The organism is Streptomyces sp. JH14, assembly GCF_029428675.1.
Taxonomy (GTDB): domain Bacteria; phylum Actinomycetota; class Actinomycetes; order Streptomycetales; family Streptomycetaceae; genus Streptomyces.
The window spans coordinates 5,538,957-5,559,028 of sequence record NZ_JAJNEL010000001.1 but is presented as its reverse complement, the minus strand read 5'-3'; the positions used below and the strand labels follow the sequence as shown (position 1 = coordinate 5,559,028).

At 70.8% G+C, this 20,072-nt stretch carries 17 protein-coding genes and 1 riboswitch; of the genes, 5 read left to right on the top strand and 12 right to left on the bottom strand.

The features are described from left to right. Positions 1-59 precede the first annotated feature (59 nt). Positions 60-341, top strand: coding sequence for an HPr family phosphocarrier protein (locus tag LRD69_RS25100; protein ID WP_277328801.1), 282 nt, complete (start codon positions 60-62; stop codon positions 339-341). A gap of 210 nt (positions 342-551) precedes the next feature. On the opposite strand, the gene LRD69_RS25095 is transcribed toward LRD69_RS25100, so the two are convergent. From LRD69_RS25095 to LRD69_RS25080, 4 genes are all read right to left on the bottom strand, one after another. After that, a complete protein-coding gene (locus LRD69_RS25095) occupies positions 552-1,268 on the bottom strand; it encodes a GntR family transcriptional regulator (protein ID WP_277328800.1) in 717 nt (238 codons plus the stop codon). Between the two features lie 245 nt (positions 1,269-1,513). Further along, positions 1,514-2,338, bottom strand: a complete 825-nt coding sequence (locus tag LRD69_RS25090; RefSeq protein WP_277328799.1) for a M23 family metallopeptidase — start codon at positions 2,336-2,338, stop codon at positions 1,514-1,516. A gap of 12 nt (positions 2,339-2,350) precedes the next feature. Next, a riboswitch (cyclic di-AMP (ydaO/yuaA leader) is annotated at positions 2,351-2,520 on the bottom strand. Positions 2,521-2,728: 208 nt separating this feature from the next. Beyond that, on the bottom strand, positions 2,729-4,111 hold the full coding sequence (locus tag LRD69_RS25085; protein ID WP_277329869.1) for a pitrilysin family protein: 1,383 nt from the start codon (positions 4,109-4,111) through the stop codon (positions 2,729-2,731). A 26-nt stretch (positions 4,112-4,137) separates the two neighbouring features. Beyond that, on the bottom strand, positions 4,138-5,508 hold the full coding sequence (locus tag LRD69_RS25080; RefSeq protein ID WP_277328798.1) for a pitrilysin family protein: 1,371 nt from the start codon (positions 5,506-5,508) through the stop codon (positions 4,138-4,140). Positions 5,509-5,732: 224 nt separating this feature from the next. On the opposite strand from LRD69_RS25080, the gene LRD69_RS25075 reads away from it, so the two are divergent. After that, entirely contained in the window at positions 5,733-8,183 is a 2,451-nt protein-coding gene (locus LRD69_RS25075) for a DNA topoisomerase IV subunit A (RefSeq protein ID WP_277328797.1), read from the top strand. A 25-nt stretch (positions 8,184-8,208) separates the two neighbouring features. Here the strand turns inward: LRD69_RS25075 and LRD69_RS25070 are convergent, their stop codons facing one another. Together LRD69_RS25070 and LRD69_RS25065 are read right to left on the bottom strand one after the other, a co-directional pair. Next, positions 8,209-9,321 carry a GTP-binding protein gene (locus LRD69_RS25070; protein ID WP_277328796.1) on the bottom strand — a complete coding sequence of 371 codons (1,113 nt, stop codon included), beginning with the start codon at positions 9,319-9,321 and terminating at the stop codon, positions 8,209-8,211. Positions 9,322-9,344: 23 nt separating this feature from the next. Next, positions 9,345-10,505 (bottom strand): citrate synthase/methylcitrate synthase, encoded by a 1,161-nt coding sequence (locus LRD69_RS25065; protein ID WP_277328795.1) that lies wholly within the window; start codon positions 10,503-10,505, stop codon positions 9,345-9,347. Between the two features lie 109 nt (positions 10,506-10,614). Here LRD69_RS25065 and LRD69_RS25060 point away from each other — a divergent pair, with 109 nt between their 5' ends. Beyond that, positions 10,615-11,937 (top strand): citrate synthase, encoded by a 1,323-nt coding sequence (locus LRD69_RS25060; protein ID WP_277328794.1) that lies wholly within the window; start codon positions 10,615-10,617, stop codon positions 11,935-11,937. 29 nt (positions 11,938-11,966) lie between these two features. Here LRD69_RS25060 and LRD69_RS25055 read toward each other — a convergent pair whose 3' ends face one another. Beyond that, positions 11,967-12,986, bottom strand: a complete 1,020-nt coding sequence (locus LRD69_RS25055) for a LacI family DNA-binding transcriptional regulator (protein ID WP_277328793.1) — start codon at positions 12,984-12,986, stop codon at positions 11,967-11,969. 96 nt (positions 12,987-13,082) lie between these two features. Between LRD69_RS25055 and LRD69_RS25050 the strand changes: the two genes are divergently transcribed. Further along, positions 13,083-14,753: a sensor histidine kinase gene (locus tag LRD69_RS25050; RefSeq protein ID WP_277328792.1), complete on the top strand. Its 1,671-nt coding sequence runs from the start codon at positions 13,083-13,085 to the stop codon at positions 14,751-14,753. After that, positions 14,750-15,427: a response regulator gene (locus tag LRD69_RS25045; RefSeq protein WP_277328791.1), complete on the top strand. Its 678-nt coding sequence runs from the start codon at positions 14,750-14,752 to the stop codon at positions 15,425-15,427. The genes LRD69_RS25050 and LRD69_RS25045 overlap by 4 nt, the downstream gene beginning before the upstream one ends. A gap of 49 nt (positions 15,428-15,476) precedes the next feature. Here the strand turns inward: LRD69_RS25045 and LRD69_RS25040 are convergent, their stop codons facing one another. The 5 genes from LRD69_RS25040 to LRD69_RS25020 all read right to left on the bottom strand — a co-directional run bounded on the left by LRD69_RS25040 (position 15,477) and on the right by LRD69_RS25020 (position 19,993). After that, positions 15,477-17,069, bottom strand: coding sequence for a cation acetate symporter (locus tag LRD69_RS25040; RefSeq protein WP_277328790.1), 1,593 nt, complete (start codon positions 17,067-17,069; stop codon positions 15,477-15,479). Continuing rightward, on the bottom strand, positions 17,066-17,542 hold the full coding sequence (locus LRD69_RS25035; RefSeq protein ID WP_277328789.1) for a DUF485 domain-containing protein: 477 nt from the start codon (positions 17,540-17,542) through the stop codon (positions 17,066-17,068). The genes LRD69_RS25040 and LRD69_RS25035 overlap by 4 nt, the downstream gene beginning before the upstream one ends. A gap of 98 nt (positions 17,543-17,640) precedes the next feature. Then, a complete protein-coding gene (locus tag LRD69_RS25030) occupies positions 17,641-18,321 on the bottom strand; it encodes a response regulator transcription factor (protein ID WP_277328788.1) in 681 nt (226 codons plus the stop codon). Beyond that, positions 18,318-19,481 (bottom strand): sensor histidine kinase, encoded by a 1,164-nt coding sequence (locus tag LRD69_RS25025; RefSeq protein ID WP_277328787.1) that lies wholly within the window; start codon positions 19,479-19,481, stop codon positions 18,318-18,320. Before LRD69_RS25025 ends, LRD69_RS25030 begins: the two co-directional genes overlap by 4 nt. Beyond that, positions 19,478-19,993, bottom strand: a complete 516-nt coding sequence (locus LRD69_RS25020) for a CcdC protein domain-containing protein (protein WP_277328786.1) — start codon at positions 19,991-19,993, stop codon at positions 19,478-19,480. Before LRD69_RS25020 ends, LRD69_RS25025 begins: the two co-directional genes overlap by 4 nt. Positions 19,994-20,072 lie beyond the last annotated feature (79 nt).

Below are 20,072 nucleotides of genomic sequence, written 5' to 3'. Positions count from 1 at the left end.
CAGCCCGCACCACATGAGAGACTGGTCTAGACAACCACTGATTCGTGAAGGGCAGAACCATGGCTGAGCGCCGCGTCAATGTCGGTTGGGCCGAGGGCCTGCACGCCCGCCCCGCTTCCATCTTCGTCCGTGCCGCCACGGCGTCCGGTTTCCCGATGACGATCTCCAAGACCGACGGCAGCCCGGTGAACGCCGCCTCCATGCTCGCGGTGCTCGGCCTGGGCGCACAGGGCGGCGAGGAGATCGTGCTCGCGTCCGAGGCGGACGACGCGGAGGCCGCGCTCGACCGGCTGGCGAGGCTCGTCGCCGAGGGGCTCGACGAGCTCCCGGAGACCGTCTGATTCCGGACACTCCGGCCGGCTGCTTTTCTGCGGCGGAGCCGCGGCACCCCATGACGGGGGCCGCGGCTCTTTTGTTTTTGTGAGCCGCACTGTTTCTCCGTGTCGATCCCCCGGGACCACCCCAGCTGATTTCGGGCGGAATTCGGGCAGCATTCGGGCAGCCTGAAGAAAGCGCCGCAGAATTGCATCTCCTTGTATACGGCGCATGTGTTAATGACGGCCACTCGCGGTGTTTACGACATGTTGCGAAGTCCTCACCCGGCCGGGAGCGGGCGGGGCGGCCTCCCGGCCCGGCAGGCGGTCCGCGCACCGCAACCGGTGGGCGGCCGTGGTCCGCTCGGCGTGCTGCGCTGCCAGCGCCCTGGCGCGTTCCGCGTCCCCACGCGCCACGGCGTCCACGATGGCTCCGTGCTCGGCCCAGGAGTCGGCGGGGCGGGCCGGCTGCTCGACCGCGTACATCCAGGCGATCTTGTGCCGTAGCTGGGTGAGCAGCGCGATGAGACCGGGGCTCCGGGATGCCTGGGCGAGCGTCTCGTGGAACCAGCTGCCCAGCGATCGAAGATCCTCCCCCTCACCCCGCCGGGCCCGCTCCTGGCCGAGCCTGACCAGGCCACGGAGGACTTTGAGGTGCGCCTCGGTGCGGCGCTGCGCGGCGCGGGCCGCACCCAGCGGCTCCAGCAGCATCCTGACCTCCAGCAGGTCGGCGGCCTCCTGCGCGGTGGGCTCGGCGACACAGGCACCGGCATGCCGGCGGGTGACCACGAAGCCCTCGGACTCCAGGGTCCGCAGCGCCTCCCGCACCGGGACACGGGAGACCCCGTAACGGCGGGCGAGCAGCTCCTCGGTGAGTCTGCTGCCGCGTTCGAAGACACCCGAGACGATGTCGTCACGGATCGCCGTGCATACCGAATGCGCTGGAATGCGCATGTCCGAACCTCCGCCTTAATCCCCGCGAAACGCGGCCGACCGACGCCTGTTCTGTGACTCTATTGCAATGCGGCTGCATTTCCGATGCCGGGTCGAAATCCATGAATATCTTTTTGTTCGGACTCCGTTCGACAAGCCCGTCCGGGCTCGTTCGGCAGGCCCGTCCTGCGAGGAGAACGGCGGGATACGACGAAGGCCCCGGCGGGAAGCCGGGGCCTTCGGGGACGGTGCGGATGCTTCGTCGGTCAGACGTTGACGCCGTGGGCGCGCAGGTACGCGACGGGGTCCATGTCGGAACCGTACGACGGCGTGGTCCGGGCCTCGAAGTGGAGGTGCGGTCCGGTGGAGTTGCCGGTCGAGCCGGAGAAGCCGATCCGCTGGCCGGCACCGACGCTCTGGCCGACCGAGACGCCGATCGAGGAGAGGTGGCCGTACTGGGTGTACGTGCCGTCCGTCATCCGGAGCACGATGTTGTTGCCGTACGCGCCACCCCAGCCGGCCTCGACGACCGTGCCGGCGCCGACGGCGACGACGGAGCTGCCGGAGGCGGCGTGGAAGTCGATGCCCGAGTGGCGGCCGGAGGACCAGAGGGAGCCGCTGGACTTGTAGCCGGTGGTGACGTACGAACCGGCGACCGGAAGCTGGAAGGCGCCGAGACGGGTGCGCTCGGCGGAACGGGCGGCGCGGGCCTTCGCCTCGCGGGCCGCCTTGGCACGGGCGTCGGCCTTGGCCTTGGCCTTCGCCGCCGCTTCGGCCTTGACCTTGGCCGCGGCCGCGGCCTTGGCCTTCGCGGCCGCCTCGGCCTTCGCCTTGGCGGCGACATCGGCCAGGTGCTGCTGCACGTCGGCCTGGGCGGCCACCTGGTCGGCGAGGACGCCTTCGATGGCGATGATCTGGTTCAGACCGGTCTCGCTGACGGAGGGAGCCGCGGCCTCGGCGGCGAGGGCCGGGGAAGCCAGGCCGCCGACGACGCCGGTGGCGGCCAGAGCTGCGACGCCGGCGACCTGCGCGCTCCTGCGCGTCAGGCGGCTCGGGGCACGATGCTTCCCGGTGGGGCGGGTGAACGCCATGAAGGGTTGATCCTTTCCTTCCTTCTCGCCTACCGGGTTAGCTGACGGGTTCGGAGCAGGAAGGTCTCCTACGGAGGTCCCGGCCCCACATGAGGGCCGCAGGCATCCGATTCACCCCAGGGACTTCGTGGGTCCCCGGCTCCCCAGGCTCGCGCCTCACGGGGACTCGGCGATCGCTGCCCGGCGCCGCGGATGCAGCATTCGAGTGACGGACAGCTGAGCCGACGCTAAGCGGGGGCACTTTCATTCACCAAACGGACAGGCCGTTTTGTAGCGCACACCACAGGACATACAAGCCCTTGATCTGACAAATCAGACAAAAGGGAAGACCCCGGCGAGAAGCGACTCGCCGGGGTCCGCATTCATCCCGGTACGGGAGCGTTCGGCAGATCAGCCGGTGACGACCGACACCTCTCCGATACCCAGCGCCCGGACCGGCTCCTCGATCTGGGAGGCGTCGCCGACGAGGATCGTGACCAGCCGGTCCACCGGGAAGGCGCTGACCACCGCCGCGGTCGCCTCGACCGTGCCGGTCTCCGCGAGGCGGGCGTACAGCTGCGCCTGGTAGTCGTCCGGCAGGTGCTGCTCGAGCTGGTCGGCGAGCGTGCCCGCGACGGAGGCCGCCGTCTCGAACTTCAGCGGGGCGACACCCACGAGGTTCTGCACCGCCGTCTCGCGCTCGGCGTCGGTCAGGCCCTCGGCCGCCAGCGTCCGCAGGACCTTCCACAGGTCGTCCAGCGCCGGTCCGGTGGACTCCGTGTCCACCGAACCGCTGATGGCGAGCATCGCGGCGCCCGTCGGCCCGGAGGCGGAGGCCGGCGCCGACGACCGCAGGACCTGCGCGAAGGCCCGTACGCCGTAGGTGTAGCCCTTCTCCTCGCGCAGCACCCGGTCCAGCCGGGAGGTGAGCGTGCCGCCCAGGCAGTACGTGCCGAGGACCTGGGCCGGCCACACGCTGTCGTGCCGGTCGGCGCCGACCCGGCCGATCAGCAGCTGCGTCTGCACGGCGCCCGGCCGGTCGACGATGACCACCCGGCCGGTGTCGTCGGCGGTGATCGGCGCGGCGGGGCGGGGCTCCGCGGTGTTTCCGGCCCAGTCGCCGACGGTGTCGTCGAGCAGCGCGTCCAGGTCGATGCCGGTGAGGTCACCGACGACCACGACGGTCGCGGTGGACGGCCGGACATGGGCCTCGAAGAAGGCGCGGACGGCCGCGGAGTCGATCCGCTCCACCGTCTCCTCGGTGCCCTGGCGGGGGCGCGACATGCGGGCCGTCGCCGGGAAGAGCTCCTTGGAGAGCTGCTTGGCGGCGCGGCGGGCCGGGTTGGCCTGCTCGTGCGGGATCTCGTCGAGCCGGTTGTTCACCAGCCGCTCGATCTCGCTGTCGGCGAACGCGGGTGCCCGCAACGCCTCGGCCACCAGGCCGAGCGCCTTGGCCAGCCGGGAGGCCGGGACCTCCAGGGACACCCGGACTCCGGGGTGGTCGGCGTGCGCGTCGAGCGTGGCGCCGCAGCGCTCCAGCTCGGCTGCGAACTCCTCCGCGGAGTGCTTGTCGGTCCCCTCGGACAGGGCCCGCGCCATGATCGTGGCAACGCCGTCGAGGCCCTCGGGCTCGGCGTCCAGCGGGGCGTTGAGGAAGATCTCGACCGCGACGACCTGCTGGCCGGGGCGGTGGCAGCGCAGCACCGTGAGCCCGTTGGGCAGGGCCCCTCGCTCGGGAGCGGGGAAGGCCCAGGGCCTGGCCGTGCCGGGGGTCGGCTGCGGGTGGTACTCCATCGATACTCCAGTCGCGGCAGCGTCGGTCACTTGTCCGCCCCTTCGTGCGCGTCGGTGTCGGCGTCCGTCTCGTCTGCGACCGCCGCGTCGGTGGGCTCGACCGGCTCGTAGACGAGCACCGCCCGGTTGTCGGGCCGCAGCTGGGCCCGGGCAGCCGCCCGGACCTCTTCCGCGGTGACGTCCAGTACCCGCTGGACGGCGGTCAGGGCGAGCTGCGGGTCGCCGAACAGCACGGCGAACCTGCACAGTTCGTCGGCGCGGCCCGCGACCGTGCCGAGCCGGTCCAGCCACTCGCGCTCCAACTGTGCCTGCGCGCGCTCCATTTCCTCGGGCGTCGGGCCGTCGGCCGCGAACCGGGCCAGCTCCTCGTCGACCGCGGCCTCGATCTGCGCCACTTCGACCCCGCCGGACGTCTTCACGTCCAGCCAGCCGAGCGACGGCGCACCGGCCAGCCGCAGCAGCCCGAATCCGGCTGCCACGGCCGTCCGGTCGCGGCGGACCAGGCGGTTGTGCAGCCGGGAGGACTCGCCGCCGCCCAGTACCGTCAGCGCCAGGTCCGCGGCGTCGCACTCCCGGGTGCCGTCGTGCGGCAGCCGGTACGCGGCCATCAGCGCCCGCGCCGGAACCTCCTCACGGACCTCTTCGCGCAGCTGCTCGCCGATGATCTCGGGGAGCGTCCCGTCGCGCGGCGGCTGCTTGCCGTCGTGGGACGGGATGGAACCGAAGTACTTCTCGATCCAGGCGAGCGTCTGCTCCGGATCGATGTCGCCGACGACGGACAGCACCGCGTTGTTGGGCGCGTAGTACGTACGGAAGAAGGTCCGTGCGTCCTCGAGCGTCGCAGCGTCCAGGTCGGCCATCGAGCCGATCGGGGTGTGGTGGTACGGATGGCCCTCCGGGTAGGCGAGGGCCGTCAGCTTCTCGAACGCCGTGCCGTACGGGACGTTGTCGTAGCGCTGGCGGCGCTCGTTCTTGACGACGTCCCGCTGGTTCTCCATGGACTCCTCGTCGAGCGCGGCGAGCAGTGAGCCCATCCGGTCGGCCTCGAGCCACAGGGCGAGCTCCAGCTGGTGCGTGGGCATCGTCTCGAAGTAGTTGGTCCGTTCGAAGCTGGTGGTCCCGTTGAGGGAGCCGCCGGCCCCCTGCACCAGCTCGAAGTGTCCGTTCCCCTTGACCTGTCCGGAGCCCTGGAACATCAGGTGCTCGAAGAGGTGAGCCAGACCCGTGCGCCCCTTGACCTCGTGGCGCGAACCGACGTCGTACCAGAGGCACACCGCGGCGACCGGGGTCAGATGGTCCTCGGAGAGCACCACGCGCAGGCCGTTGGCCAGACGGTGCTCGGTCGCTGTCAAGCCGCCGGAGCCGGCCTGGGCTGTGGCCGTGTGACCCATGGGCATGTACGTCCCTTCGATCGCGATACTGGATTTCCTGCGAGACCTGCCACTGTAAGCAAGCGGACCGACACCTGGCGAAGTTCCCGTGCCGTGGAAGTTCGCGTGAAAGAGCGCCCGACTGCCCCTTGGGACGGGTCGAGGTCGGCGTTGTCAGTGCCGCGGTCCACAATGGTCCGCGTCAGAACCAGAGGTTGCCCGAACAGATCTGTGAAGGAGTCGCAGCAGCGATGCCCCGCCGCAGTACGAAGACCCCGCCGCCGGACGACTTCGAGGAGAAGATCCTCGACATCGACGTCGTCGACGAAATGCAGGGCTCCTTCCTCGAGTACGCGTACTCGGTGATCTACTCACGGGCCCTGCCGGACGCCCGCGACGGCATGAAGCCGGTGCACCGCCGCATCGTGTACCAGATGAACGAGATGGGGCTGCGCCCCGACCGCGGCTACGTGAAGTGCGCCCGGGTCGTCGGCGAGGTCATGGGCAAGCTGCATCCGCACGGCGATGCGTCCATCTACGACGCGCTCGTGCGGATGGCGCAGCCGTTCTCGATGCGGCTGCCTCTCGTCGACGGGCACGGCAACTTCGGCTCGCTCGGAAACGACGACCCGCCCGCCGCCATGCGGTACACCGAGTGCCGGATGGCCGACGCCACCTCGCTGATGACGGAGTCGATCGACGAGGACACCGTCGATTTCCAGTCGAACTACGACGGCCAGGAGCAGGAGCCGGTCGCCCTCCCGGCCGCGTATCCGAACCTCCTGGTCAACGGTTCGTCCGGGATCGCGGTCGGCATGGCGACCAATATGCCGCCGCACAATCTGGGCGAGGTCATCGCCGCCGCCCGCCATCTGATCAGGCATCCGGGTGCGGACCTGGAGACCCTGATGCGGTTCGTTCCCGGCCCGGACCTGCCGACCGGCGGCCGGATCGTGGGCCTCGGCGGCATCAAGGACGCGTACGCGGCAGGCCGCGGCACGTTCAAGATCCGTGCGACCGTCTCCGTGGAGGACGTCACCGCGCGTCGCAAGGGCCTGGTCGTCACCGAACTGCCCTTCTCCGTCGGCCCGGAGAAGGTGATCGCCAAGATCAAGGATCTGGTCTCGGCGAAGAAGCTCCAGGGCATCGCCGACGTCAAGGACCTCACCGACCGCGAGCACGGCCTGCGTCTGGTCATCGAGGTCAAGAACGGCTTCGTGCCCGAAGCCGTGCTGGAGCAGCTCTACAAGCTGACGCCGATGGAGGAGTCCTTCGGCATCAACAACGTGGCGCTGGTCGACGGACAGCCGCTCACGCTGGGTCTCAAGGAGCTCCTGGAGGTCTATCTCGACCACCGCTTCGACGTGGTACGCCGTCGGAGCGAGTTCCGCCGGACCAAGCGCCGCGACCGGCTCCACCTGGTCGAGGGCCTCCTCGTCGCCCTGATCGACATCGACGAGGTCATCCGCCTCATCCGGTCCAGCGACAATTCGGCCCAGGCGAAGGAGCGGCTCATCGAGCACTTCTCGCTGAGCGAGATCCAGACGCAGTACATCCTGGACACCCCGCTGCGACGGCTGACCCGGTTCGACCGGATCGAGCTGGAGAGCGAGCGGGACCGGCTGAAGGCCGAGATCGACGAGCTGACCGCGATCCTCGAATCGGACAGCGAGCTGCGCAAACTGGTCTCCACGGAACTGGCCGCGGTCGCCAAGAAGTTCGGCACCGACCGGCGGACGGTGCTGCTGGAGTCGGCCGGTTCGCAGGTCGCCTCGGTGCCGCTGGAGGTCGCGGACGACCCGTGCCGGGTGCTGCTGTCCTCGACCGGTCTGCTGGCCCGTACGGCCACGGGCGACGCGATCGCGTTCGACGAGGGCGCCAAGCGGGCCAAGCACGATGTGATCGTGTCGGCCGTCCCTGCGACGGCGCGCGGCGATGTGGGTGTGGTGACGTCCACCGGGCGTCTCCTGCGGCTCGCGGTGATCGATCTGCCCCAGCTGCCCGACACGCACGCGGCGCCCAGCCTTTCCGGCGGCGCGCAGGTTTCGGAGTTCCTCACGCTGGAGGCGGGTGAGGAGGTCATCTGCCTCACCACGCTCGACGAGTCCTCCCCCGGCCTGGCCATCGGCACACTGCAGGGCGTCGTCAAGCGCGTGGTGCCGGACTACCCGGCCAACAAGGACGAGCTGGAGGTCATCACCCTCAAGGACGGTGACCGGATCATCGGCGCCGCCGAACTGCGTACGGGCGAGGAGGACCTCGTCTTCATCACGTCCGACGCACAGCTGCTGCGTTACCCGGCGGCCCAGGTGCGGCCGCAGGGCCGGCCCGCCGGAGGCATGGCGGGGGTGAAGCTGGCGGCCGACGCCGAGGTTCTCTCGTTCAGTGCGGTGGACCCGGCGGCGGACGCGATGGTGTTCACGGTGGCGGGCTCGCACGGCACGCTGGACGACTCGGTGCTGACGGCGAAGCTCACGCCGTTCGACCAGTATCCGCGCAAGGGCAGGGCGACCGGGGGGGTGCGCTGTCAGCGGTTCCTCAAGGGGGAGGACGTCCTGATGTTCGCCTGGGCGGGCGCGACGCCTGCGCGGGCGGCGCAGAAGAACGGCACGCCGACCGAGCTGCCGGAGCCGGATCCGCGCCGCGACGGTTCGGGTACGCCGCTGGCCAAGCCCGTCGCGGTGATCGCCGGACCGGCGTAGCCGGCCCGCCTCGGGCCGGCCGGTCTCAGCCGGTCGGCTGTTGTACGTAACGCAGGACGCCCCACATGCTCTGCTCATGTGCGGCGTCCTGCGTCATGTCCGGTGCCGACGAGGCTTCCTCTGCTGGTACGTCGTTCTCCCGGCAGCCGGAAAGCTCCTTGTGCAGGGCGTCCGGGTCGATGCCGGAGCCGATCAGCACCAGCTGGGTCAGGCGGGGTTCGTCGCGCTTCCAGGGCCGCGGGGCGAACTGCAGGAACCGGCCGACCGCATGCACCGCGTACGTGTTGCCGCGGTCGCGCGCACCGAAGTCGACGAACCCCTTGATCCGGTAGAGGCCCGCGGGCCGGGAGTCCAGGAAATCCATCAGCCGACGGGGGTCCATGGGCACGTCGGAGGCGAAGGAGAGACTCTCGTACGCCGCGTGCAGATGGCCCCCGTGCGCCTCGGCGCTCTCCTCCGCCCCCTCCTCCAGCAGGAGGTCCTCGAAGGTGAGCTGGCGCATCCGCGCGTCGCCGTCCGGCCGCAGCGCCGGATCGAAGAGCAGCTCCGGATCGATGCGCCCGTACGCGGCGGAGATGACGGCCGCCCCGCCGCCGGTTGCCGCGACGGCCTTCCGGATGCGGCTGTGTTCCTCGTCGTCGATGCGATCGGTCTTGTTCAGCACGACGAGATCGGCGACACCGAGATGGCGGTCGGTCTCGGGATGACGCTCCCGGGTGGCGTCGAACTCGGCGGCGTCGACGACCTCGACCAGCCCCCCGTACACGATGTGCGGATTGTCGCTGGCCAGCAGCATCCGTACGAGCTCCTGGGGTTCGGCGAGTCCGCTCGCCTCGATGACGATCACATCGAGGCGGGCGGCCGGCCGGGTCAGCGCCTCCAGGAAGGTGTCGAGTTCACTCGCGTCGACGGCGCAGCACAGGCATCCGTTGCCGAGCGAAACGGTCGAGCCGACCTGCCCCGAGACCGTCATGGCGTCGATCTCGATGGAGCCGAAATCGTTGACGATCACACCGATCCTGTTTCCCGCACGGTGGCGCAGGAGGTGGTTGAGCAGCGTCGTCTTGCCGGATCCCAGGAACCCCGCCAGGACGATGACGGGGATCCGCTGCCTGCTGGGCGGGGACGACGGGTTCAACGGGGGCCCTCCTCGGGGGGACGTCAGGGCGCCGGGACCGGCTGCGGCGGGGGCGGACCGACGTACCGGGCCGCCGGGCGGATGATCTTTGAGTCGTCCGCCTGCTCCAGGATATTGGCGCTCCAGCCGACCACCCGCGCCGCACAGAAGGTCGGGGTGAACATCTCCCGCGGCAGCCCGCACAGCTCCATGACGACCCCGGCGTAGAACTCCACGTTGGTGTGCAGCTCACGACCCGGCTTGAGCTCGGCGAGGATCACCTCGACGCGGCGTTCCACCTCGACGGCGAAGTCGACGAGCGGACCGCCGAAGCTCTGGGCGATCCCGCGCAGCATGCGGGAGCGCGGGTCCTCGGTGCGGTAGACGGGGTGGCCGAAGCCCATGATCCGCTCGCCCGCCAGCACCCGCCCGCGGATCCAGCCGTCGATGCGGTCGGGGGTGCCGATCGCGTCCAGCGTGTCGAGCGCCCGGCTGGGCGCTCCGCCGTGCAAGGGCCCGGAGAGTGCGCCGACGGACGCCACCAGGCAGGCCGCGATGTCCGCGCCGGTGGAGGCGACGACCCGGCCGGTGAAGGTCGAGGCGTTGAAGCCGTGGTCGACGGTGGAGATCAGATACTGCTCGACGGCCCTGACGCGTACGGGGTCCGCCTCCGAACCGGTGAGCATGTAGAGGTAGTTGGCGGCGTACGGCAGATCGTCGCGCGGCTCGACCGGTTCGAGGCCCCGGCCGAGCCGGTACAGGGCGGTCAGCACGGTGGGGACGGCGGCGCAGGCGGCCAGCGCGTCACCGCGGCGCCGGTCGCCGTCGATGTCGTACACCGGGCGGAAGCCGGCCGAGGCTCCGAGCAGCGACAGGGCGGTGCGCAGCCCGGCGAGAGGGCCGGAGACGGCGCCCGCACGGGCTATGGCGGGCAGGGCGTCCCTCACCTCCGGGGGCAGCCGGCGCAGGACGGCGGTGCGGACGGCGAAGTCGGCGCGGGCGGCCGGGCCGGGCAGTTCGCCGTGGAACATCAGGTACCAGACGTCCTCGAAGCTCCGGGTCTGCGCAAGATCGATCGCCGAGTACTGCCGGTAGTGGTAGAAGCCCTCACGCCCTCGTACATCGCCGAGGGCGGTGTGCGTGACGACGACACCGGCGAGGCCTCGGGGCACCTCGAGCGGGGTTCCGCTGGTCAGGGTCGGCATGTCTTCCTCCGCGATTTTCTGTTCAACCGAATCAGCATTGATTTGAATGTCTATGATTGACTTCAATCCTGTCAATGTTGATTGAATCAATATGGATACGGTGAGCAGCATGAAGGATCAAGCAGCACCCGACGACCGCGCCGGAGCGAGCGCCGAGCGGCTCACCACGCGCGAGACGGCCGAGCGCCTCGGGGTGAAGCCGGAGACGGTGTACGCGTACGTCAGCCGGGGTCAGCTGAGCAGCCGGCGCGCTCCCGGCGGCCGCGGCAGTACGTTCGACGCCGCCGAAGTCGACGCGCTGGTCCGGCGTACGGGACGCAGAGAGCCCTCCCCCGCCACCGGTGACCTGGTGTTCCGTACCGGCATCACGCTGATCGAGAGCGACCGGTACTACTTCCGCGGGGTCGACGCGACCGAGCTGGCCACCCACTTCACCTACGAGGAGGTCGCCGAATGGCTGTGGACCGGCGAGCTCCGCCCCGGCCTGCGTTTCACCGCGCCCGCCGAGGCGCTCGCCGCGGCGCGTCGGGCCGTCGGGGCACTGCCCGCGCACAGCGGGTCGACGGACCGGCTGCGGGTCGCACTCGTCGCCGCGGCGGCCGCCGATCCGCTGCGTTTCGACCTCTCGCGCGAAACGGTGCTCGGCAGTGCACGAAGCCTGATCCCGACCCTGGTCGGCGCACTGCCGGCCGTTGCGGGTACATACCCGGCGGCCGACGGCGAGGCCCCTTCGCACCCGGCCGGACTCGCGCACCGTCTGTGGCCGAAACTCACCGCGCGACCGGCCGACGAAGGCTCACTCGCCGTACTGGACGCGGCTCTCGGTCTGCTGATCGACCATGATCTGGCCGCGTCGACCCTGGCCGCCCGGGTCGCCGCGTCCGCCCGCGCCCATCCGTACGCGGTGATCTCCGCAGGCCTCGGCGTCCTGGAGGGCCCTCTGCACGGCGCCGCGAGCAGCCTGGCCCACCGGATGCTGACCGAGGTCCTGGAGCGGGGCGGCGCGGCCCCGGTGGTCGCGGACCACCTCCGCACCGGCCGCCAGGTGCCAGGACTCGGGCACCGGCTCTACACCGCCGAGGACCCGCGCGCCCGCACACTGTTCGCCCTGCTCGCGCAGGTCCCGCAGGCGGCGCCCGCGCTGGCCGCGGCACGCGACGTGGTCACCACGGCCGCCCGCCACACCCCGTTGCACGCCAATGTCGACCTGGCACTGGCCGTGCTCTCCGTCGCCTCCGGCATGGACGCGGAGGCGGGTGAAGCGGTGTTCGCGGTATCCCGTACGGCGGGCTGGATCGCCCATGCGCTGGAGGAGTACGGCGAACGTCCGCTGCGGATGCGTCCCAGCGGCCAGTACGGAGGCCCCCGCCCGCCTCAGCCGTTGCCCACCCCGGGATCAGCCGCCACCACACGCGGACAGCGGCCGCAATAGACGGATCATGAGACGCAAAATATCGACGATCAGGGGGAAACGTCTCTCGGGGGCTGCGCGGTGGACCCCCGCACCACCAGTTCCGGTTCGAAGAGCAGCTCGTCCGACGGCACGGTACGCCCCCCGATCTGCAGGGAGAGCAGCTCGACGGCGGCGCGCCCCATGGCCTCGATCGGCTGGCGGACCGTGGTCAGCGGCGGCTCGGTGCAGTTCATGAAGGCCGAGTCGTCGTAACCGACGACCGAGACGTCGGCCGGCACGGAGAGCCCGCGGCGGCGGGCCGCGCGCACGGCTCCCAGAGCGAGCGGGTCACTGGCGCAGATGATGCCGGTGACACCCCGGTCCAGCAGCCGCATGGCGGCGGCCTGTCCCCCCTCCAGCGAGAACATGGCCCGTGCCACCCACTCCTCCGGCACGGTGGTCCCGGCCTCCTTGGCCAGCGCGCGGGCGGCGGCCAGCTTGCGCTGCGAGGGCACATGGTCAGAGGGGCCGAGCACGAGGCCGATGCGCTCGTGACCGAGCGAGACGAGATGGCGCCAGGCCTGCTCGACCGCGACGGAATCGTCGCAGGAGACACCGGGGAAGCCGAGGTGGGCGATGGCCGCGTTGATCAGGACCACCGGGATCTTGCGGTCGGCCAGCACCTGGTAGTGATCATGTGCGGCGTCGGCCTGGTGGTAGAGCCCGCCCGCGAAGACCACACCCGACACCTGCTGCTGCAGAAGCAGCTCCACGTAGTCGGCCTCGGAGACGCCGCCCTTGGTCTGGGTACACAGCACGGAGGTCAGTCCCTGCTGCGCCAGCGCACCGCCGACGACCTCGGCGAAGGCCGGGAAGATCGGGTTCTGCAGCTCGGGCAGGACCAGACCGACCAGTCGCGCCCGCTCGCCCCGCAGCTGGGTCGGCCGCTCGTAACCGAGGACGTCGAGCGCGGACAGCACGGCCTTCCGGGTGGCGTCGGAGACGCCGGGCTTGCCGTTGAGCACCCGGCTGACCGTGGCCTCGCTGACTCCCACCTTCCGGGCCACCTGAGCAAGTCGTCGCGTCATGAACGCAAGATTAGCGCAAGAAACGCAAATGGATTGCGTGGAAGGGGAAACAGGAAGAATTTCGGAAAGCACCGGTATGCGCTCTACCTTCATACGATGAGCGCCCCACCGCCCACCCCCCGGAGGCCGCGACGGCTCGGCTGGCCACAGCGGGTCTTCTCCCAGGTGCTGCTGATCCAGCTCGCCATCGCCACCGGCGTCACCGTACTCGCCACCGGCCTGTTTCTGGCACCCCTCAGCGCACAACTCGACGACGAGGCGATGCACCGTGCGCTCGCCATCGCACAGAGCGCGGCGGCCCAGCCTCAGATCACCGCGTCCCTGCTCGCCACGGCTCCCGCCGCCGGCGGGCCCGTGCAGTCGGCCGCCGAGCGGATCCGGCGGTCCACCGGTGCGGAGTACGTCGTCGTCATGGACCGGCGTGGGGTCCGCTGGTCGCACCCCGACACCGGCCGGATCGGCAAGGTCGTCTCCACCGACCCCAGTGAGGCGCTCGCGGGCGGCGAGGTCGTGGGGATCGACAGCGGCACGCTCGGCCGCTCGGCCCGTGGCAAGGTGCCGCTCCGCGACGGTTCGGGCCACATCGTCGGCGCGGTCTCGGTCGGTATCGCGTACGACAGCGTCCGCGCCCGGCTCCTTGCGGCGATCCCCGGACTGCTCGCCTACGCGGGCGGGGCGCTGGCGGTCGGGGCACTCGCCGCCTGGCTGATCTCCCGCCGTATCCAGCGGCAGACCCATGACCTGGCCTTCTCCGACATCTCGGCGCTGCTGGCCGAGCGCGAGGCGATGCTGCACAGCATCCGGGAAGGCGTCGTCGCCCTCGACCGGACGGGACGCATCCGGCTCCTCAACGACGAGGCGCAGCGACTGCTCGGGCTGGGCCCCGATGCCGCGGGCCGCCCGCTCGACGAGGTCCTCGGCCCGGGCCGCACCACGGATGTGCTGACGGGCCGGGTGGTGGGCGACGACCTGCTCACCGTGCGGGGCAGCCGCGTGCTGCTGGCCAACCGGATGCCGACCGCTGACGGCGGTGCGGTCGCCACCCTCCGCGACCGCACCGAACTGGAGCACCTCGGCCGCGAACTCGACTCCACCCGTGGTCTCATCGACGCTCTGCGCGCCCAGGACCACGAACACGCCAATCGGCTGCACACCCTCCTGGGGCTGCTGGAGCTGGAGATGCACGAGGACGCGATGGAGTTCGTCACGGAGGTGGTCGGCGGCCACCGGGCCACCGCCGAGCAGGTCACCGAGAAGGTCCATGACCCGCTGCTCGCGGCCCTGCTGGTCGGCAAGGCGACGGTCGCTGCGGAGCGCGGCGTCGCACTGCGCATCGCGTCCGGCACACTCCTCCCGGACCGGCTGGTGGACGCGCGCGGGCTCGTCACGGTCGTCGGCAATCTCGTCGACAACGCCTTGGACGCGGCGGCCGGATCGAACGGCGCCGTGATCGAGGTGGGGCTGCGGACGGACGGCCGCACGGTGGTGCTCCGGGTCCGCGACAGCGGCCCCGGCGTCCCTCCCGAACACCACGAGTCGATCTTCACGGAGGGCTGGTCGACCAAGGAGCTCCCGGCGCACGGCAAACGCGGTCTGGGGCTCGCCCTGGTACGGCGCCTGGCCGAACGGCAGGGCGGCAGCGCCACGGTCGACTCGGCGGCGGAGGGCGGCGCCGAATTCACCGTCGTACTGCCGGAGGCCCTCGCCGAACCGAATCTGACGGCAGCAGCCCGTCCGGAGCCGAGCATCGTAGGAGAAGTCCAGTGATCGACGTCCTGGTCGTCGACGACGACATCCGGGTCGCGCGGGTCAACTCGGCCTACGTCGCCAAGGTGCCCGGCTTCCGGGTGGCCGCACAGGCACACAGCGCCGCCGAGGCCCTCACCGCGGTCGAGTCACAGCACGTCGACCTCGTCCTGCTGGACCACTACATGCCCGACCGCAACGGCCTGGCCGTGGTCCGTGAACTGCGCAGGCTCGGCCACCGTACCGACGTGATCATGGTGACGGCGGCGCGCGACGTCGCCACCGTCCAGGAGGCCATGCGTCACGGCGCACTCCAGTACGTGGTGAAGCCGTTCACGTACGCCGGGCTGCGTACCAAGCTGGAGGCGTACGCGGCGCTGCACCGCACCCTGTCGGGCGGCGGCGAGGCCGAACAGGGTGACGTCGACCGGCTCTTCGGCGGCCTGTGGGCAGCGGACGAACCCGGTCTGCCCAAGGGCCACTCGCCGACCACGGCGGAGCTGGTCCGCCAGGCGCTCCGGGACGCCGAGGGGCCGCTCTCCGCGCAGGAGATCGCGGAGAGCGCCGGAATGAGCCGGCAGACGGCCCAGCGTTATCTGAAGCTGCTGGAGCGGACCGGCCGGGTGCGGCTGACTCTGCGGTACGGCGAGACGGGCCGCCCGGAACACCGGTACACCTGGGCCGCCGGAGCGTGACACACGTCCCGCTGCACAGGAGCCATCGACACTTGGGACGCGCGTCCCGCTACACGGCACCGGCCCCGGTGAGCGCCCGGACCTCGGTCTCCGCGTGTTTGGCGGCGTCCGGTGGTTCGGCCGAGGTGACCGTACCGATCCAGCCGGCCAGGAAGCCGAGCGGGATGGAGACCAGGCCCGGGTTCTCCAGCGGGAAGACCTGGAGGTCCACCCCCGGGAAGAGCGAGCTGGGGCTGCCGGAGACAACCGGTGAGAACAGCACCAGCAGCACCGCGGGGATCAGCCCGCCGTAGACCGACCAGACCGCGCCGCGCGTGGTGAAGTCCCGCCAGAACAGCGAGTAGAGCAGCACCGGCAGATTGGCCGAGGCGGCGACGGCGAAGGCGAGTCCCACCAGGAACGCCACGTTCAGATTCTGGGCGACGAGGCCGAGCGCGATGGCGGCCGCCCCGATCACGGCCGCGGCGGCCCGGGCCACGGCGACCTCGCTGTGCTGCTTGCGCCCCGGACGTCTGAGCGAGGCATAGAGATCGTGGGCCACGGATGCGGACGAGGCGAGCGTGATCCCGGCGACGACGGCAAGGATGGTCGCGAAGGCCACGGCGGCGACCACGGCGAACAGGATCGTCCCTCCGGTGGAACCGTCGCCGCCGCCGAGCACCATCGCCAGCAGCGGAACGGCCGTGTTCCCGGCCGGACTCGACGCCCGTACGTCCGCCGAGCCGACCAGGGCCGCCGCGCCGAAGCCGAGCACGATCGTCATCAGGTAGAAGCCGCCGATGAGTCCGATGGACCAGACGACCGAGCGGCGGGCGGCGCGGGCGGTGGGCACGGTGTAGAAGCGGGACAGGATGTGCGGCAGGCCCGCCGTGCCGAGCACCAGGGCGAGACCCAGGCTGATGAAGTCGAAGCGCGCGGTCCAGCTCCCGCCGTATCTGAGACCGGGCGCCAGGAACTTCGCCCCGTGACCGCTCCGTTCGGCTGCGGAGTTGAGCAGAGTGTTGACGTTGCCGTGGAAGTGGACCAGGACGAGCACGGTGAGCACGGTCGCGCCCGCCATCAGCAGGACGGCCTTGACGATCTGGATCCAGGTCGTGGCGCGCATCCCGCCGAGGGACACGTAGATCACCATGAGCGCACCGACCCCGATGACGGTCCAGGAGCGGGCGGCGCTGCTCGTACCACCGAGCAGCAGGGCGACCAGGCTGCCCGCACCCACCATCTGCGCCACCAGATAGAGCACCGAGACGGTGACCGAGGAGGTGCCCGCCGCGATCCGCACCGGGCGTTCCGCCATCCGCGCCGCCACCACATCGGCGAGGGTGAACCGGCCGCAGTTGCGTACGAGTTCGGCGACGAGCAGCAGGACGACGAGCCAGGCGACGAGGAAGCCGACCGAATAGAGCATGCCGTCGTAGCCGAAGAGGGCGATCAGGCCGGAGATGCCGAGGAAGGATGCGGCCGACATGTAGTCGCCGGCGATAGCGAAACCGTTCTCCATGGGGGAGAAGAGCCGGCCGCCCGCGTAGAACTCCTCCGCCGAGCCGTGCCGGTTGCGGCTCACCCAGGTGGTGATGGCAAGCGTCACCACGATGAACGCGCTGAACAGCAGCATGGCCAGGGTCTGGTGGTTGCCGTTCAACGCCCGATCCCCCGCGTCATTTCCTGAGTGTCCCAGCGCAGATCGAGCGCGGCCCGGTCCCTGCGCAGCCGCGCATGACGTGCGTACGCCCCGGTGAGCAGGAACGTCGTGAGGAACTGTCCGAGCCCCGCGACCATCGCCACATTGACGGCACCGGTCACCGGACGGGCCATCAGCCCGGGTGCGGTGATCGCCGCGACGACATAGGCGAGGTACCAGACGAGGAAGGCGAGGGTGGCGGGCACGACGAACCGCCGGTACCGGCGGCGCACTTCCTGGAAGGCGTCGCTGCGCTGCACCTCCAGATAGACGTCGGCTGCGCTGTGGCCGCGCGGCGGGGCCACCGGGCCGGGTGGCCCGGCGGGAACGAAGCCCCCCGTGCCGTCCAACTCGCCCCATCCGGAGGCCAGCGCGTCGTACCACGGGTCGTCGAGTCGCGTCGCCGCGGCCTCGCGCCCTGCTTCCTTCTCCACCGAACAACTCCCCTTGTCCACGGACCACTTCGGCCGCGTACTCAAGAATGGGCAGATCGGGAAGATCTCGGGCACTTCATTTGGCCCACTTCACCTCATCAGGTGAAGGATGTCCCGGGCGGGTGTGCGAGACCCCGAACGTACGCATAGCGCACAGCTTGTGCCCTGTCGCGTAGTCCGGCTTTGGCGAAGAGATTGTTGATGTGACTCTTCACGGTGGCCTGCGAGATGTGCAGCGTGCGGGCGATCTCCGGATTCGACAGTCCGTCGGCGATCAGGACGAGCACTTCCGCCTCACGGGGCGTGAGGCCGTCGGGCAGCAGCGACTCGGCGGCCCGCGGTCCGGCCGGCGCGGGTGCCGTGGTGACCCGCTCCAGCAACCGCCGCTGCACCGTGGGCGAGAATCCGGCCTCGCCCGACAGCACGGCCTGGATCGCCCGCGCGATCTCCTCGCCCCCGGCGTCCTTGGTGAGATATCCACGGGCGCCCGCCTGCAGCGCGGGGAAGAGCGAGTCGTCCTCCGCGAACGTCGTGAGCACCACCACCTGGGTGTTCGGATGGTCCGCGCGGATCCGCCGGGTCGCCTCCACTCCGTCGCAGCGCGGCATGCGGAGGTCCATCAGGACCACGTCCGGGGCCTTCTCGGCGACGAGTGCGACGGCCTCTTCCCCGTCCTTCGCCGATCCCACCACCTCGATTCCGGGCAGCAGTCCCAGCAGCATCACGATTCCCTCGCGCACCACCGACTGATCGTCGGCGACCACGACCCGCGCGCTCACGCGGGTACCCGCAGACTCACCACGAAGCCCTCCTCACCCGGGCCGGCCTCCAGCGTCCCGCCGAGCAGCTCGGCACGTTCCCGCATCCCCAACAGACCGTAGCCGGAGCCACTGACAGCGAGCTCGTCCACGGACCGGCAGCCACCACGGTCCCTGACCTCCAGGGCGACCTCGTCCGGCAGATACTCGAGCCGCACGAGGACAGCGGCACCTGGCGCGTGCTTGCGCACATTGGTCAGCGCCTCCTGCGCCACCCGCCGGACCGCCTGCGATGCCTCGGCCGTCAGCGGGCGCTGCTTCCCGGTGACGGTCACCTCCCCCGGCTCCGCAGCCACCAGCTGTCTCAGGTACTCCTCCACCGGGGTGACCTCCCCGCGCAGGGCGGAGAGTGCCTGCCGGGTCTCCGCGAGCCCCTCGCGCGCCATGGAACGGGCCGCCACCACCCGCTCCAGCACCTGGTCCCGGAACTCCCCCGAAGGCTCCCTCTCAATGAGCAGACGGGCCGCCTCCAGATGCACCAACTGCGCGGAGAGGCTGTGCGCGAGCACGTCATGGATCTCGCGGGCGATCCTGGAGCGCTCGCCCAGCGCCGCCGATTCGGCTTCGGCCACCCTGGCGGCCCGCTCCTGCGCAAGGAGTCGCTGGGCGCTGCCGCGGGCCTCGGCATCCAGCCGGAGCACGTACCCCGCAAGGCAGAGCCCCACCGTGGTCACCGCCGTCGTCATCCACCCCTCGGTGTTGACCGCGGCGTACGCGGTGAGCGCGACGACGGTGGCGGGAACACCCGCCGAGAGCGGCAGGCGCTCCATGGCCGTGACCGCACAGCCGCACCACAGAACCACGGCAGGCACAGCAGCACCGGCCTGCTGCGCCCCGACGGCCGCCGCCATCAGCAGCGCCAGGAGCCCCAGCGACGGCCACAGCCGGTGCTCCAGGCTGGTCCTGAAGAACGCCCACCCCGCCCAGGCGCATGCGGCCACGCCCAGCAGGCCGACCGCGATCTCCCACGGACCGAACCTGCCGCTGGAGAAGGTGCCCCAGAGCATGAGAGTCAGCACGCCGACGCGGACGGACCAGGCGACGGCCGCCCGGGGTCGGGTGCGGTCCCGGGCCGAGAGAGCCTCCCGGGACGGCCAGCTCGTCCAGGCAGCGCGTGTCACACACGCTCCTTCCGCGGCGGCGACGACGGCATGCCGTCGGCAGCACCACCGTACGCGGGAGCCGCCTGCCGGGCCCGCCAAGTCGTCACACCACCGCGCAGCAGCAGGGTCAGCGCAAGAGCGGCCATCAGGGCGCCGGTGCCCTGATGTATGCCCATCAGGCGAGCCGCCCCGTACAGAAAGGCTCGCAGCACCAGACCCCCCGTCCAGACGAGGACCGTCGCCTTGGTGCCCCGGCTCCACAGTGAGCCGTCCGGCTCGCGCCACAGCCGGACCGTCCAGCCCCAGCCGGCGCCGGTGACCAGCCCCACCACCAGTTCGACGCCGAGGGCCACGGCCGACAGCGCCTCGCGGTGCGGGTCGATCAGTCCGGGCTCGCGCAGGGACATGAGAAGCAGGATCGCCGGCAGAATCCACCAGCGCCGGTCGTCGGAGATCCGCCGTGCCGAACACTGGCGGACCACGACGAAAGCGACGACAGCAACGATCACCAGGGCGTTGAGCCCGGACATGGGTGCCTCCGAAGCGCGGGAAGGATCATCGCCTTCGACGCTACGGAGCGGACCGGGCCAGGGGATCGGCTCAGGGGTT